The following is a 13427-nucleotide window of genomic DNA, read 5'->3' as shown; positions in this document are numbered from 1 at the left end:
CGTGTGTCCTCTTGCTTGTTCGGAGCGTTTTCTCATGATCACCGTTCGTGACGTCGACGTGCGCGTGGGCGCGCGTCTGCTGCTGTCCGGCGTCTCCTTCCACGTCTCCCCCGGCGACCGCATCGGCCTGGTCGGCCGCAACGGCGCGGGAAAGACGACTCTGTTGCACACCCTGGCGGGCACCCTGCGGCCCGCCGCCGGGACCGTCGTGCGCACCGGCGACGTCGGCCATCTCCCGCAGGACTCGCGGGCGGCCGACCAGTCGGTCACCGTCACCGACCGGATCCTGTCCGCGCGGGGCCTCGACCGGGCCGTACGGGCGCTGCGCCGTGCAGAGGCCGCCATGGCCGACGGGACCGAGCGCTCGATGAACGCCTATGTGCGTGCCGAGGCCGAGTTCCAGGCGCGCGGCGGCTACGCGGCCGAGGCGGAGGCCGCCCGGGTCGCCGCCGGTCTCGGCCTGTCGACGGAGCTGACGGACCGGCCGCTCAGCGCGCTGTCCGGCGGCCAGCGCCGGCGCGTGGAACTCGCCCGCATCCTGTTCGCCGGGCACGGCACCCTGCTGCTGGACGAGCCGACGAACCACCTCGACGCGGCCTCGATCGCCTGGTTGCGCACCTTCCTGACGACCCATCAGGGCGGACTGGTGATGATCAGTCACGACACGTCCCTGCTGGCCGCCACCGTCAACCGGGTCTTCCACCTGGACCCGGCGCGGGCCGCGCTCGACATCCACAACACCGGCTGGGACGCGTATCTCGAACGGCGGGACGCCGAGGAACGGCGGCGGACGCGTGAGCGGGCGAACGCCGAGCGCAAGGCGGCGGCGCTGCACGCCCAGGCCGACAAGATGCGGGCCCGGGTGGCGACCGCGGTGGCCGCGCGGAACATGGCGCGCCGCGCCGACCGGATGCTCGCGGACCTCGAACCGGCCCGGCGCGCCGAGAAGACGGCCAGGATCCGGCTGCCGGAGCCGGCGCCCTGCGGCCGGATCCCGCTCGGCGCCGTCAGCCTGACCAGGTCGTACGGCGCGGCAGGTGCTGCGGGGCGTCGATCTCGCCGTCGACCGGGGCAGCCGTCTGGTGGTGCTCGGGCCCAACGGCGCCGGAAAGACGACCCTGTTGCGCATCCTCGCCGGGCAGGACGCGCCCGACAGCGGCCGGGTGGTCCACGGGCACGGGCTGCGCCTCGGCTACTTCGCGCAGGAACACGACACCCTGGACCCGCAGTCGACGGTGCGCGAGCACCTGGCGGGTGCCGCGCCGCACCTCACCGACGGCGAGGTCCGCCAGGTCCTCGGCGCGTTCCTGTTCGGCGGAGACGACGCCGGCAAGCGCGTCGGCGTCCTCTCGGGCGGCGAGAAAACCCGCCTCGCCCTCGCGGGGCTGGTGCACTCGGGCGCGAACGTCCTGCTCCTCGACGAGCCCACCAACAACCTGGACCCGGCCTCCCGCGCCGAGGTCCTGGCCGCGGTGGGCACCTACCCGGGCGCGATCGTCATGGTCACGCACGACGAGGGCGCCATCCAGGCGCTCCGCCCCGACCGCGTCCTGCTGCTCCCGGACGCGGACGAGGACCTGTGGGACGAGGAGTACCTGGAGCTGGTGTCGTCCACCTGACTCAGCTGTCCCGGTACGCCTCCAGCAGCCGCAGCCACACCTCGCTGATCGTCGGGTACGAGGGGACGGCGTGCCACAGGCGGCTGACCGGGACCTGGCCGGCCACGGCGATCGTCGCGGAGTGGATGAGTTCGCCGACGCCGGGGCCGACGAGGGTGACGCCGCGCAGGATCTCGTCCTCCAGGTCGACGACCATACGGGCGCGGCCCTTGTAGCCGTGGGCGTACAGGCCGGCTCCCGCGACGGAGGAAAGGTCGACGTCGACGGCCTTCACCCGGTGCCCGGCCTGCTCGGCCTCGGCGAGGGACAGGCCGACGGCCGCCGCCTCCGGGTCGGTGAACACCACCTGGGGGACGGCGGCGTGGTCGGCGGTCGCGGCGTGGGCGCCCCACGGCTGGGCGAGGAGGGTCTCCCCGGTGGTCCGGGCGGCGATGGCGGCGCCCGCGATGCGGGCCTGGTACTTGCCCTGGTGGGTGAGCAGGGCGCGCTGGTTGACGTCGCCGACCGCGTACAGCCAGTCGTGGCCGGTGACGCGGAGGCTGTCGTCGACGTCGAGCCAGGAGCCGGGTTCCAGCCCGATGGTCTCCAGGCCGATGTCGTCGGTGCGCGCGGCGCGGCCGGTGGCGAAGAGGATCTCGTCGGCCTCGACACGGTCGCCCTTGTCGGTGACGGCCACGACGGCGCCGTTCTCGCGGGCGACCGACTCCACCGACGTGCCGGTACGGACGTCCGCGCCCGCCTCGGTGAGGGCCTCGGCGACCAGTTCCCCGGCGAAGGGCTCCATCCGGGCGAGCAGGCCCTTGCCGCGCACCAGCATGGTGACCTTCGAGCCGAGGGCCTGCCAGACGGTGGCCATCTCGGTGGCGACCACGCCCCCGCCGACCACGATCAGCCGGCCGGGCACGGACTTGGAGCTGGTGGCCTCCCGGCTGGTCCAGGGCCGGACCTCGTCCAGTCCGGGCAGTTTCGGCAGGGCGGCGCGGCTGCCCGTGCAGACGGCGACGGCGTGCCGCGCGGTGAGGACCCGCTCGGCGCCGTCGGGCCCTGTGACCGTCACCGTGCGGGGGCCGGTGAGCCGCCCGTGGCCGCGGTACAGGTCGGCGTCGATGGAATCCAGCCACCCGACCTGGCCGTCGTCCTTCCAGTCGGAGGTGTAGTAGTCGCGGTGGGCGAGGACCGCGGACGCGTCGAGGGGGCCCTGCACCGACTGGCTCAGGCCGGGCACGCGGCGGGCGTCCGCGCGGGCGATGACCGGTCGCAGCAGGGCCTTGCTGGGCATGCACGCCCAGTAGGAGCACTCGCCGCCGACCAGCTCGCTCTCCACGACCGCGGTGGTCAGTCCGGCCGCGCGGGTGCGGTCGGCGACGTTCTCCCCCACGGGCCCGGCCCCGAGCACCACGACGTCGTACGCGTTGGTTTCCGTTTCCGTCATGGGGTCAGTCTGGTGGGTGGTGTGCACCCTGGCCACATGGGTAGGGGCGCGGAATACGTGTCCGGTCGGCCGTGTTGTGCCGACGGCTTGACCCCACACCAGGAAGAGGGATTGACGCCATGAGCAGCACCGTGGAGCTCACCAAGGAGAACTTCGACCAGACGGTCACGGACAACGAGTTCGTCCTGATCGACTTCTGGGCGTCCTGGTGCGGGCCGTGCAGGCAGTTCGCCCCGGTCTACGAGAAGGCGGCGGAGGAGAACCCGGACCTGGTGTTCGGCAAGGTGGACACCGAGGCGCAGCCGGAGCTGGCCGCGGCCTTCGGTATCCAGTCGATCCCGACGCTGATGATCGTCCGTGACCAGGTCGCCGTGTTCGCCCAGCCGGGCGCCCTGCCCGAGGCCGCGCTGACGGACGTCATCGGGCAGGCCCGGAACCTGGACATGGACGAGGTCCGCAAGGCGATCGCGGAGCAGCAGGCCCAGCAGCCGCAGCCGGGCCAGTGACCGCCCCGGGGGCGTATCACGCGCGTGACACGCCCCCCCGAGGCCGCCCCCTAGAAGGGGTAGGGAGCCACGTCCCCGCGCACCGTCGTCCAGCGCAGTTCGGTGAAGGCCTCCAGGTTGGCCTCGCCGCCGAAGCGTGCGCCGGTGCCGGAGGCGGCGACCCCGCCGAACGGCGCCACGGCCTCGTCGTTCACGGTCTGGTCGTTGATGTGCACGATGCCGGTCGGGATGCGCTCGGCGAGGTCCAGGCCGCGGGCCGGGTCCCTGGTGACGATGCCCAGGGACAGGCCGTACGGGCTCTGCGCGGCCAGGGCCGCCGCCTCGTCGACGGTGGTGAAGGACCTCACGGGCGCCACCGGGCCGAAGACCTCCTCCGTGTAGGCGGGGGTGTGGTCGCCGACGTGGGCGAGGACCGTCGGCCGGTAGAACAGCCGGTCGTACGTGCCGCCCGCGGCGAGCTTGGCGCCCGCGGCCGTGCTGGACTCGACCAGCCCGCTGATCTTGGCGAGCTGGCCGGAGTCGATGATGGGGCCCAGGTGGACCTGGTCGCGGTACGGGTCGCCGACGGCGAGTGAGTCGGCCTTGGCGGCGAGCCGCTCGACGTACTCGTCGTACAGGGACGCGTGCACCAGGTGGCGTCCGGTCGTCATGCAGATCTGGCCCTGGTGGAAGAACGAGCCCCAGGCGGCGGTGGAGATCACCGCGTCGAGGTCGGCGTCCTCCAGCACGATCATGGCCGAGTTGCCGCCGAGTTCCAGGTGGGCCCGCTTGAGGTGACGGCCGGCCGCCTCGCCGACGGCCCGTCCGGCGGCGGTGGAGCCGGTGAAGGAGATGACCGGCACGCGCGGGTCGGCGACCAGGGCCTGTCCGGCGTCCGGGCCGCCCGGCAGCACATGCAGCAGGTCCTGCGGCAGCCCCGCGGCGGCGAAGACCGCGGCGAGGGACAGCCCGCCGCAGACGGCCGTGCGCGGGTCCGGCTTCAGCAGCACCGCGTTGCCCAGCGCCAGGGCGGGGGCGACGGAGCGGATGGACAGGATCAGTGGGGCGTTGAACGGCGAGATCACACCCACCACGCCGGCCGGGACGCGGCGCGTGTACGACAGGCGCGGGGCCTCGCTGGGCAGGACCTGGCCGGCCGGGCGGGAGGCGAGGGCGGCGGCCTCGTAGCACTCCTGGGCGGCGACGTGCAGTTCGAAGTCGGCCTTGCCGGGCACGGAACCGGACTCGCGGACGAGCCACGCGCGCAGTTCGTCGGCGTGCTCGATGAACAGGTCGCCCGCCTTGCGGAGGACGGCGGCGCGGGCGAAGTGCGGGGCGCGCGCCCACTCCCGCTGGGCCGCGGCGGCCCTCCCGGCGGCGGCCCCGACGTCCCCGGGGGTGGCGAGGGCGAGGGTACCGAGGGCGTGGCCGGTGGCGGGCTCGGTGACGGTGTACCCGGGCCCCGTCAGGGCGCGGGACTGCCAGATACTGGTGTCGAGCAACGGCATGACGGCTCTCCGATCGATTCGGTCACCGGCGTACGGGACGAGCGGAACTCCCGTGGGAGCGCGGCCGGTTCGGCGGTCACAGGGCGGACGCGACGTCTGCGCAGCGGTCAGTGCTGCGCCCCCGTACGGACGCGTCCCCCATTTTGTTGAGCATGCAACATCCTAGCCGTGCCGCGAGCGGATGATCACGCACCCGCCGCATGCCGGGACACGCGATGACGACCATTCTGCGAGGAATGCCCGCGGACGGGTCAGCTCGACTCGCGGTGCAGCACCGTCGCGCCCAGCACCTTGCGCGTCTCGGGCTCCGTGCCGGGCTTGCGCACCGCGCGGTCGACCAGTTCGGCGAGTTCACGGCCGGAGGGCAGCTCCAGGCGGACCGTGCTCAGCCGGGGCCGCAGCAGCCGGCCGAGCATCAGGTCGTCCGCGCCGATCACGGCCGTCTCCTCGGGGATGCGGATGCCCTCGTCCTGAAGGGCCCGCATCAGCAGCATCGCGTACTCGTCGTTGTAGGTGAACACGGCGTCCAGGCCGAGGGTCCGCCAGCGGGCGGCGAGGCGGGCGGCGGCCTGTTCCTCGTGGGCCAGGGGCAGTTCGGTCACGGTGGCGTCCGTGCCCCGCAGGGACTGGCGCACGCCGTCGAGCCGGGGTGCGGAGAACGCCTCGAGGCCGGGCTCCTGGGGGATGACGACGCCGATCCGGCGCCGGCCGCAGTCGTAGAGGTGGGAGCCCGCGCTGTGGCCGACGACGTCGTGGTCCATGAGCAGGGCGTGCGCGCCCTCGATGGTCTCGGGGCCGAGGGTGACCACGGCCCGGGCCCCGGAGCGCTTGAGCACCGCCACCCCGCGCGGGCCGAGTCCGGAGCCGGGCACCAGCACGGCCACGGGCCGCAGCTCGGCCCAGGCGCGGGCGGCCTCGTCGCCGTGCGGGCCGCCGGTGCCGTACTGCACGACCGTGTAGTCCAGGGCGCCGAGCGCGCCCTGGAGGTCGGCGAGGAACCGGCTGTAGAGCGGGCCGACGGGGAAGGTCGGCGCGGGGATCAGGACCATCCGGCTGTGCCCGGCGCGCAGGCTGCGGGCCGCCGCGTGCGGTACGTACCCGAGTTCCTTCGCGGCCGCGTGGACCCGGCGGCGGGTGGGTTCGCTGATCCGTACGGCGCTGGTGTTGTTGAGGACGTAGGAGACGGTCGCGCGCGAGACGCCGGCCAGGCGGGCCACATCGGCGCTCGTGGGCACGGAGCGCGACGGCGCGGGGGACGGGAGCGCGGGCGTTTTCGGTATCTGCACCATGACGACGGCATCTTGGCAGAAGCCTCAATGCGCGCTTCCGGCGGGGGAGTTGTGACGAAGCCGTGAGCGTTCACGGTGAGCCGCGGGCGGCCTCAGGCGGCGGGGCGAGCGGCGGGCACCCTCAGGCGGCGGGGCGCGCCCCCGTCACCCGGTCGACCAGGTCCGTCCACGCGACCTCCAGTCGGGACAGCGGGATCCCGCACTGCCGGGTCAGGTGGTGGATCAGGGCGGGGTCGAGCTGGCCCATCAGCGTGTGGGCGAGGAGTTCGCAGTCCGCGCCGGGTACCGCCTGGCGCAGGAGCATCTCCACGTGGTGCCGCAGCACGCGGCGGGCCGGGACGACGAAGCGGCGGTTCGCGCCCGGCTCGGCCGCCAGCTGGAGCTCCAGCTCGTCGGCCGACCGGCGCAGCATCGCGCAGCCGAACGCCCGCAGCCGCTCCACGGGCGGCGCACCCGGGCCGAGCGGCGGCGGGCCGCCGAGGAACGCGGCCTGGAACTTCTTCTCGGAGTGGTCGAGCAGCGCCGTCAGCAGGCCGGTGCGGTCGCCGAACCGGCGGAAGACGGTGCCCTTGCCGACACAGGCCGCGGCGGCCACCGCCTCCATCGTGACGGCCTCCGCGCCGCGCTCCGCCACCAGGCGCGCGGCGGCCTCCAGCAGCCGGGCCCGGTTGCGCGCGGCGTCGGCGCGCAGGCACGGCTCGTCGGCCTCCAGGGCGGTGCCGAGCTGGAGCAGCTCGGGGTGGTCGACGGGCTCCTGGGGCGTCGGGAGGGGCGGCGGGGCGGCGGACATGAAGCCAGCGTAAAGCATCGGGAAGAAAACTGGACCGTGGTCCGCTTAGGATGCTAGAACATTAAACGGACCCCGGTCCGGATCGTGACGGCAGTGTTTCCACTGCGGTCCTTCATACGTAGGAGTCAGCATGTCTGTTCGCATCCTTGCCCTCGTCGGCAGCCTTCGCGCCGGTTCGCACAACCGCCAGCTCGCCGAGGCGGCCGTCAAGCTCGCCCCCGAGGGCGCCCAGGTCGAGCTGTTCGAGGGGCTGGCCGAGATTCCGTTCTACAACGAGGACATCGACGTCGAGGGCAGTGTTCCGGCCGCCGCGGCACGGCTGCGCGAGGCCGCGAACGCCGCGGACGGCCTGATCCTGTTCACCCCGGAGTACAACGGCACCATCCCGGCCGTCCTGAAGAACGCCATCGACTGGCTGTCCCGCCCGTACGGCGCCGGCGCCCTCACCGGCAAGCCGGTCGCGGTGGTCGGCACCGCGTTCGGCCAGTACGGCGGTGTCTGGGCGCACGACGAGACCCGCAAGTCCGTGGGTGTGGCCGGCGGCAAGGTGCTGGAGGACGTCAAGCTGTCCATCCCCGGCTCGATGACCCGCTTCGCCGAGACGCACCCGGCCGACGACGCCGAGGTCGCCGCGCAGCTGACCGAGGTCATCGCCCGCCTGCACGGCCAGGCCGCGGAGCCGGCCGCGGCCTGACCCACAGCCGCCCATGCCACGGAGGGACCGCAGCCCGTGATGGGTGCGGTCCCTCCGGCATGTCGCCGTGGCGGGCGTGCCGATTGTGGCGGGCGCGCCCGGTGCGGCTGGCGGGCCGGGTGCGGCTGGCGGGCCAGGTGCGGCGGGCGAGCCCGGCCGGTGGGCCGGATGCCAACGGTGGGCCGGTGCGGCCGGTGGGCCGGATGCCACCGGTGGGCCGATGCGCGGGCAGTGGGCCGGATGCGGCCGTGGGCCAGTTGCGCGGCCGGGCTCTGCCGGTGGGCCTGATGCGGCTGGGGGCCTCATGTAGCCGGTGGGCCAGGTGCGGCGGTGCGGTTGGCGCGCCTGCGTGCGGCCAGTAGGCCTGGTGCCCACCGGTGCCGTCGGTGGTTGTGGTGCCGTCGGTGGGCCGATGGGGCCAGTGGGCCGGATGCGGCCGTGGGCAGTTGCGCGGCCGGGCACCGGTGGGCCTGATGCGGCCGTGGGGTCTCGATGTAGCCGGTGGGCCGAGTGCGACTGCCGGTGGACTTGGTGCCGCCGGTGCCCACCGGTGGATCGGGTGGGCCAGGCGGCTGGCGCGCCCGGCGCGCCGAGTGCGCCGGGCGCGACCAGTGCGGCGGGCCCGCCCGGTGCGGCCGGCCCGCCCGGTGCGGCCGGCCCGCCGGGCGTGGCGTTCAGGACGCCTGGGGCATCGCGTCTCGTCCGGCCCGGTGGATCGGTGTGTCCGAGCCGGTGAGGGGTGTCCCAGTCCCGCCGTGCCGTGCCGCGATGATCTCCGCCGCGATGGACACGGCGGTCTCCTCGGGCGTACGGGCCCCCAGGTCGAGGCCGATCGGCGACCTGAGCCGGGACAGCTCCCGCTCGGTCACGCCCGCTTCCCGCAGCCGCCGCTCGCGGTCCTGGTGGGTGCGGCGGGAGCCCATGGCGCCGACGTACGCGACCGGCAGCCGCAGCGCTTCCGTCAGCAGGGGTATGTCGAACTTCGCGTCGTGGGTGAGCACGCACAGCACCGTGCGCGCGTCGGTCTCGGTGCGCCGCAGGTAGCGGTCGGGCCAGTCCACGACGATCTCGTCGGCCTCCGGGAAGCGGGCCCGGGTGGCGAAGACGGGGCGGGCGTCGCACACGGTGACGTGGTGGCCGAGGAACTTGCCCGCCCGGACGAGAGCCGCCGCGAAGTCGATCGCGCCGAAGACGATCATGCGGGGCGGTGGCACGGCCGACTCGACGAGCAGGGTGAGACCGCCCGGGCAGTGCGAGCCGTCCTCGGAGAGCTCGACCGTGCCGGTGCGGCCGCTGTCCAGCAGGGCGCCGGCCTCGGCGACCGCCGTGCGGTCCAGGCCCGGGTCGCCGCCGAGACCGCCTTCGTGCGAGCCGTCGGGGCGGACGAGCAGAGCCCGGCCGAGTAGGCGGGCGGGGCCCCGGACCACCCGGGCCAGGGCCACCGGTTCGCCACGGGCGGCGGCCGACAGCGCCGCCCCCGCGACCGAACGCCCCGCGGTGCCCGGGATGCCCGGGGTGATCATGACGTCGATCGTCCCGCCGCAGGTCAGCCCGACCGCGAAGGCGTCCTCGTCGCTGTAGCCGAACCGCTCGACCAGCGTCTCGCCGTCCCGCAGGGCCTGGACGCACAGGTCGTACACCGCGCCTTCCACGCAGCCCCCGGACACCGAGCCGACGGCCGTGCCGTCGGCGGCGACGGCCAGGGCGGCGCCGGGAGGGCGCGGGGCGCTGCCACCGACGGCGACGACCGTGGCGACGGCGAAGTCCCGGCCCTCCTCGATCCACTCGTGCAGGGGCCCGGCGAGATCAAGCATCGCCGCCCGCCATGAGGACGCGGTCGGGCCGGATCGGCAGGTTCCGGTGGCGTACGCCCGTCGCGTGCCACACGGCGTTGGCGACCGCCGCGGCGGCCCCCACGATGCCGATCTCGCCGATGCCCTTGATGCCGACCGGGTCGTCCGGGTCGGGGTCGTCGACCCAGTCGGCCTCGATGTGCGGTACGTCGGCGTGCGCGGCGACGTGGTAGCCCGCGAGGTCGGCGCCGTAGACGCCGCCGCTGGCCCGGTCCCGGACGGCTTCCTCGTGCAGGGCCATGGACAGGCCCCAGACCATGCCGCCGACGAGCTGGTTGCGGGCGGTGAGCGGGTTGACGATCCGGCCGGCCGCGAAGATGCCCAGCATGCGCCGCACACGGACCTCGCCGGTGGCCGGGTCGACGGCGACCTCGGCGAACTGCGCCCCGAAGGCGTGCCGTTCCTTCTGGGCGAGGGCGCCGATGGCCTCGGCCGTGTTCGACCGTGCGGTGATGCCCTCCGGCGGGATGTCGGCGCCCGGCACGAGGCTCCGGCGCAGTTCCTCGGCGGCGGCCTGGACGGCCCAGCTCCAGGAGCGGGTGCCGGTCGAGCCGCCGGCGATCATCGCGGGGCCGAGGTCGCTGTCCCCGATCCGCACCCGGACACGGTCCGTCGGGACCTCCAGCGCGTCGGCGGCGACCAGGGTGAGCGCCGTCCGGGCGCCGGTGCCGATGTCGGCGGCGTTGATCCGGACCGTGAAGGTGCCGTCCGCCTCGGCGGTGACGGCGGCCGTGGAGGGCCCGACTCCGGCGGGGAAGGAGGCCGCGGCGGTGCCCGTGCCGAGCAGCCACCGCCCCTCCCGGCGTACCCCCGGCCGCGGGTCCCGCTCCGCCCAGCCGAACCTGCGGGCACCCTCCCGGAAGCAGGCGATCAGGTTGCGGCTGCCGAACGGCAGTCCGGACACGGGGCCCACGGCGGGCTCGTTGCGGACGCGCAGCTCGATCGGGTCGACGCCGCACCGCTCGGCGAGTTCGTCGAGCGCCGACTCCAGCGCGAACGAGCCGGGTGCCTCGCCCGGGGCGCGCATCCACGTCGGGGTCGGTACGTCGAGGCGCACGATCCGGCTGGCCGTGTGGTGGGCGTCGGCGGCGTACATCGACCGTCCCGCCGCGGCACTCGGCTCGACGAACTCGTGCACGGTCGAGGTCTGGTTCAGGGACCGGTGCTCCAGCACGCGCAGCCGCCCGTCCGCGTCGGCGCCGAGCCTGACCCGCTGGGCGGTGGGGCTGCGGTAGCCGGCGAGCGAGAACATCTGCCGGCGGGTCATGACGACCCTGACCGGGCGCTGGAGGACGGTCGCGGCCATCACGGCGCCCACCTGGTGCGCGCGGACACCCTTGCTGCCGAAGCCGCCGCCGACGTGCTCGGACCGCACCCGCACGGCGGCCGGGTCGAGGGAGAAGAGGTTCGCCAGCTCGCCGGCGACCCAGCTGGTGCCCTGGTTGGAGTCGACGACATCGAGCCTGCCGCCCTCCCACCGGGCCGTCGCCGCGTGCGGCTCCATCGGGTTGTGGTACTCCTCCGGAGTGGTGTACTCCGCGTCCACCACGACGGCCGACGCCGCGAGCCGGTCCGCCAGGTCCCCCTTCTCGGCCACGGCCGGCAGGTGCCCGTCGAGCGGATACCCCTCGGACTCGCGCCCGGCGGAGAACGCGACGTCGTGCGGCTCCGTCTCGTAGTGCACCACGAGGCTCTCGGCGGCCTCCCTGGCCTGTTCGGACGTCTCGGCGACGACCAGCGCCACCGGCCAGCCCAGGTGGGCCACCCGGTCGTGCTGGAAGAGGGCGGCGCTCGGGTCCGGCGGGACGCCCAACATGCCGATGAAGTCGCTGTCGACGCGCGGGGCGTTGCCGTGGTGCAGCACGGTGAGGACGCCGGGCATCCCGAGGACGGCGTCGGTGTCGACGGCCCGGACGCGTCCGCGGGCGACGGTGGACAGCACGAGCCAGCCGTGGGCGAGGTCCGCGAAGGGGATCTCGGCGGCGTAGCGAGCCGCTCCGGTGACCTTGTCGCGCCCCTCGACGCGGGTGTGCGCGGTGCCGACGGCTCCCCTGGTGGCGGTGGTCATCGGGCGGCCTCCTCGGCGAGTTCGCTCAGCACGGCCACGACGAGATTGCGCATCAGCGTCACCTTGTATCCGTTGTGGGGCAGGGGCCTGGCGGCCGCGAGTTCGGCGTCCGCGGCGGCCGCGAAGTTCTCGGCGTCGGCGGGCGCGCCGGTCAGGACGCGCTCGGCCGCGCGGGCCCGCCAGGGGCGGGAGGCGACCGCGCCCAAGGCCAGGCGCACCTCGCGCACGCGGCCGTCCCGCACGTCGAGCGCGGCGGCGACGGAGCCGATGGCGAAGGCGTACGAGGCCCGCTCGCGGACCTTGCGGTAGCGGGAGACGGCGGCCACGGGGGCGGGCGGCAGGGTGACGCCGGTGATCAGCGCGCCCGGCGGCAGGGCGGTCTCCAGGTGCGGGGTCTCCCCCACCGGCAGGTAGAAGTCGGCGAGCGGCAGCTCGCCCGGTCCGTCCGCCGTTTCGTACGACACGACCGCGTCGAAGGCGGTCAGGGCCACGCCCATGTCGGAAGGGTGGGTGGCCACGCAGTGGTCGGAGGCGCCGAGGACGGCGTGGTTGTGGTGCTCGCCGGCGATCGCGGGGCAACCGCTGCCCGGGCTGCGTTTGTTGCAGTCCGAGGTGACATCGGCGAAGTAGCCGCAGCGGGTGCGCTGGAGCAGGTTGCCGCCGACGGTGGCCATGTTGCGCAGCTGCCCGGAGGCCCCGGCCAGCACCGCCTGGGCGAGTGCCGGGTAGCGGCGCCGGATCTCCGGGTGGGCGGCCAGGTCGCTGTTGGTGACGGTCGCGCCGATGCGCATACCGCCGTCCTCGGTGGACTCGATGCCGTCCAGGGGCAGTTCGCGCACGTCGACGAGGAGGGCGGGCCGTTCGACGCCGGTCTTCATCAGGTCGACCAGGTTGGTGCCGCCGCCCAGGAAGCGTGCGTCCGGGTCGCCGTCGAGCAGCGCCACGGCGCCGGAGACGTCGTACGCCCGCCGGTAGCCGAACTCCCTCATGCCACGGCCTCCTCGGCGGCGCGGGCCACGGCCTGGACGATCGACACATAGGCGCCGCAGCGGCACAGGTTTCCGCTCATCCGCTCGCGTATCTCCTCGGGGGTCAGCGGTGGTGGTCCGGCCTCGGGGCGTACGTCGGCGGTGGCCGCGCTCGGCCAGCCGGCCGCGTGCTCCTCGATCACCGCGATGGCCGAACAGATCTGTCCCGGCGTGCAGTAGCCGCACTGGTAGCCGTCCAGGTCGAGGAACGCCTGCTGCACCGGGTGCAGTCGCTCGCCCTCGGCCACGCCCTCGATGGTGGTGATCTCGCGGCCTTCGGCCGCCACCGCCAGTTGCAGGCAGGCCACGCTCCGGCGGCCGTCGACCAGGACCGTGCAGGCGCCGCACTGCCCCTGGTCACAGCCCTTCTTGGTGCCGGTCAGGTCCAGCCGCTCGCGCAGGGCGTCGAGCAGGGTCGTGCGGTGGTCGACGGTCAGCGTGTACTTCTCGCCGTTGACGGACAGGGTGAGGTCGCTGGACGTCGATGGGGGCATGGAAGCCTTCTCTCTCACATCGCGAGGTCGGGAGGGCGTGCGGGTGCGGTGCCGGTCCGTAGCCGTGCGCAAGGCGGGGCCGGCCGTGGCAGGGCCGACGTGGGCTGTCCGCGCGGACGGCACGCCGATACGATGGAACAATCGGACAGTTGTCCGTTACCCGGAAA

At 74.4% G+C, this 13427-nt stretch carries 10 protein-coding genes and 1 pseudogene; 3 read left to right on the top strand and 8 right to left on the bottom strand.

The window, feature by feature from the left end; genetic code table 11:
- The first annotated feature begins 34 nt into the window (after positions 1 to 34).
- Positions 35 to 1619: pseudogene (locus tag IE255_RS14905) on the top strand (ABC-F family ATP-binding cassette domain-containing protein).
- A 1-nt stretch (position 1620) separates the two neighbouring features.
- On the opposite strand, the gene IE255_RS14900 reads toward IE255_RS14905, so the two are convergent.
- On the bottom strand, positions 1621 to 3051 hold the full coding sequence (locus tag IE255_RS14900) for a dihydrolipoyl dehydrogenase family protein (protein WP_190050708.1): 1431 nt from the start codon (positions 3049 to 3051) through the stop codon (positions 1621 to 1623).
- Between the two features lie 119 nt (positions 3052 to 3170).
- On the opposite strand from IE255_RS14900, the gene trxA reads away from it, so the two are divergent.
- Positions 3171 to 3557 (top strand): thioredoxin, encoded by a 387-nt coding sequence (trxA, locus tag IE255_RS14895; RefSeq protein WP_190050707.1) that lies wholly within the window; start codon positions 3171 to 3173, stop codon positions 3555 to 3557.
- Between the two features lie 50 nt (positions 3558 to 3607).
- Here the strand turns inward: trxA and IE255_RS14890 are convergent, their stop codons facing one another.
- The 3 genes from IE255_RS14890 to IE255_RS14880 all read right to left on the bottom strand — a co-directional run bounded on the left by IE255_RS14890 (position 3608) and on the right by IE255_RS14880 (position 7123).
- Positions 3608 to 5044 (bottom strand): benzaldehyde dehydrogenase, encoded by a 1437-nt coding sequence (locus tag IE255_RS14890; RefSeq protein ID WP_190050706.1) that lies wholly within the window; start codon positions 5042 to 5044, stop codon positions 3608 to 3610.
- Between the two features lie 251 nt (positions 5045 to 5295).
- The gene (locus tag IE255_RS14885; protein ID WP_190050705.1) at positions 5296 to 6333 is read right to left on the bottom strand and encodes a LacI family DNA-binding transcriptional regulator; all 1038 of its coding nucleotides are present in this window, start codon (positions 6331 to 6333) and stop codon (positions 5296 to 5298) included.
- 121 nt (positions 6334 to 6454) lie between these two features.
- Positions 6455 to 7123, bottom strand: a complete 669-nt coding sequence (locus IE255_RS14880; protein WP_190050704.1) for a TetR/AcrR family transcriptional regulator — start codon at positions 7121 to 7123, stop codon at positions 6455 to 6457.
- Between the two features lie 130 nt (positions 7124 to 7253).
- On the opposite strand from IE255_RS14880, the gene IE255_RS14875 reads away from it, so the two are divergent.
- Positions 7254 to 7817: an NAD(P)H-dependent oxidoreductase gene (locus IE255_RS14875; protein WP_190050703.1), complete on the top strand. Its 564-nt coding sequence runs from the start codon at positions 7254 to 7256 to the stop codon at positions 7815 to 7817.
- 674 nt (positions 7818 to 8491) lie between these two features.
- On the opposite strand, the gene IE255_RS14870 is transcribed toward IE255_RS14875, so the two are convergent.
- From IE255_RS14870 to IE255_RS14855, 4 genes are read right to left on the bottom strand one after another with little or no spacing between them, the layout of a single operon-like run.
- On the bottom strand, positions 8492 to 9631 hold the full coding sequence (locus IE255_RS14870) for an XdhC family protein (RefSeq protein ID WP_190050702.1): 1140 nt from the start codon (positions 9629 to 9631) through the stop codon (positions 8492 to 8494).
- The gene (locus IE255_RS14865; protein ID WP_190050701.1) at positions 9624 to 11738 is read right to left on the bottom strand and encodes a xanthine dehydrogenase family protein molybdopterin-binding subunit; all 2115 of its coding nucleotides are present in this window, start codon (positions 11736 to 11738) and stop codon (positions 9624 to 9626) included. Before IE255_RS14865 ends, IE255_RS14870 begins: the two co-directional genes overlap by 8 nt.
- Entirely contained in the window at positions 11735 to 12727 is a 993-nt protein-coding gene (locus IE255_RS14860) for an FAD binding domain-containing protein (protein WP_190050700.1), read from the bottom strand. Before IE255_RS14860 ends, IE255_RS14865 begins: the two co-directional genes overlap by 4 nt.
- A complete protein-coding gene (locus IE255_RS14855; RefSeq protein ID WP_190050699.1) occupies positions 12724 to 13260 on the bottom strand; it encodes a 2Fe-2S iron-sulfur cluster-binding protein in 537 nt (178 codons plus the stop codon). Before IE255_RS14855 ends, IE255_RS14860 begins: the two co-directional genes overlap by 4 nt.
- Positions 13261 to 13427 lie beyond the last annotated feature (167 nt).

The organism is Streptomyces lomondensis, from assembly GCF_014651035.1.
Classification (GTDB): domain Bacteria; phylum Actinomycetota; class Actinomycetes; order Streptomycetales; family Streptomycetaceae; genus Streptomyces; species Streptomyces lomondensis.
Note: the sequence above shows the minus strand (reverse complement) of the source record. Positions and strands in the feature narration are given on the sequence as shown.

Coding starts and splice junctions, on each gene's coding strand:
- IE255_RS14900 (WP_190050708.1), bottom strand. CDS start 3,051: ATGACGGAAACGGAAACCAACGCGTACGACGTCGTGGTGCTCGGGGCC.
- trxA (WP_190050707.1), top strand. CDS start 3,171: ATGAGCAGCACCGTGGAGCTCACCAAGGAGAACTTCGACCAGACGGTC.
- IE255_RS14890 (WP_190050706.1), bottom strand. CDS start 5,044: ATGCCGTTGCTCGACACCAGTATCTGGCAGTCCCGCGCCCTGACGGGG.
- IE255_RS14885 (WP_190050705.1), bottom strand. CDS start 6,333: ATGGTGCAGATACCGAAAACGCCCGCGCTCCCGTCCCCCGCGCCGTCG.
- IE255_RS14880 (WP_190050704.1), bottom strand. CDS start 7,123: ATGTCCGCCGCCCCGCCGCCCCTCCCGACGCCCCAGGAGCCCGTCGAC.
- IE255_RS14875 (WP_190050703.1), top strand. CDS start 7,254: ATGTCTGTTCGCATCCTTGCCCTCGTCGGCAGCCTTCGCGCCGGTTCG.
- IE255_RS14870 (WP_190050702.1), bottom strand. CDS start 9,631: ATGCTTGATCTCGCCGGGCCCCTGCACGAGTGGATCGAGGAGGGCCGG.
- IE255_RS14865 (WP_190050701.1), bottom strand. CDS start 11,738: ATGACCACCGCCACCAGGGGAGCCGTCGGCACCGCGCACACCCGCGTC.
- IE255_RS14860 (WP_190050700.1), bottom strand. CDS start 12,727: ATGAGGGAGTTCGGCTACCGGCGGGCGTACGACGTCTCCGGCGCCGTG.
- IE255_RS14855 (WP_190050699.1), bottom strand. CDS start 13,260: ATGCCCCCATCGACGTCCAGCGACCTCACCCTGTCCGTCAACGGCGAG.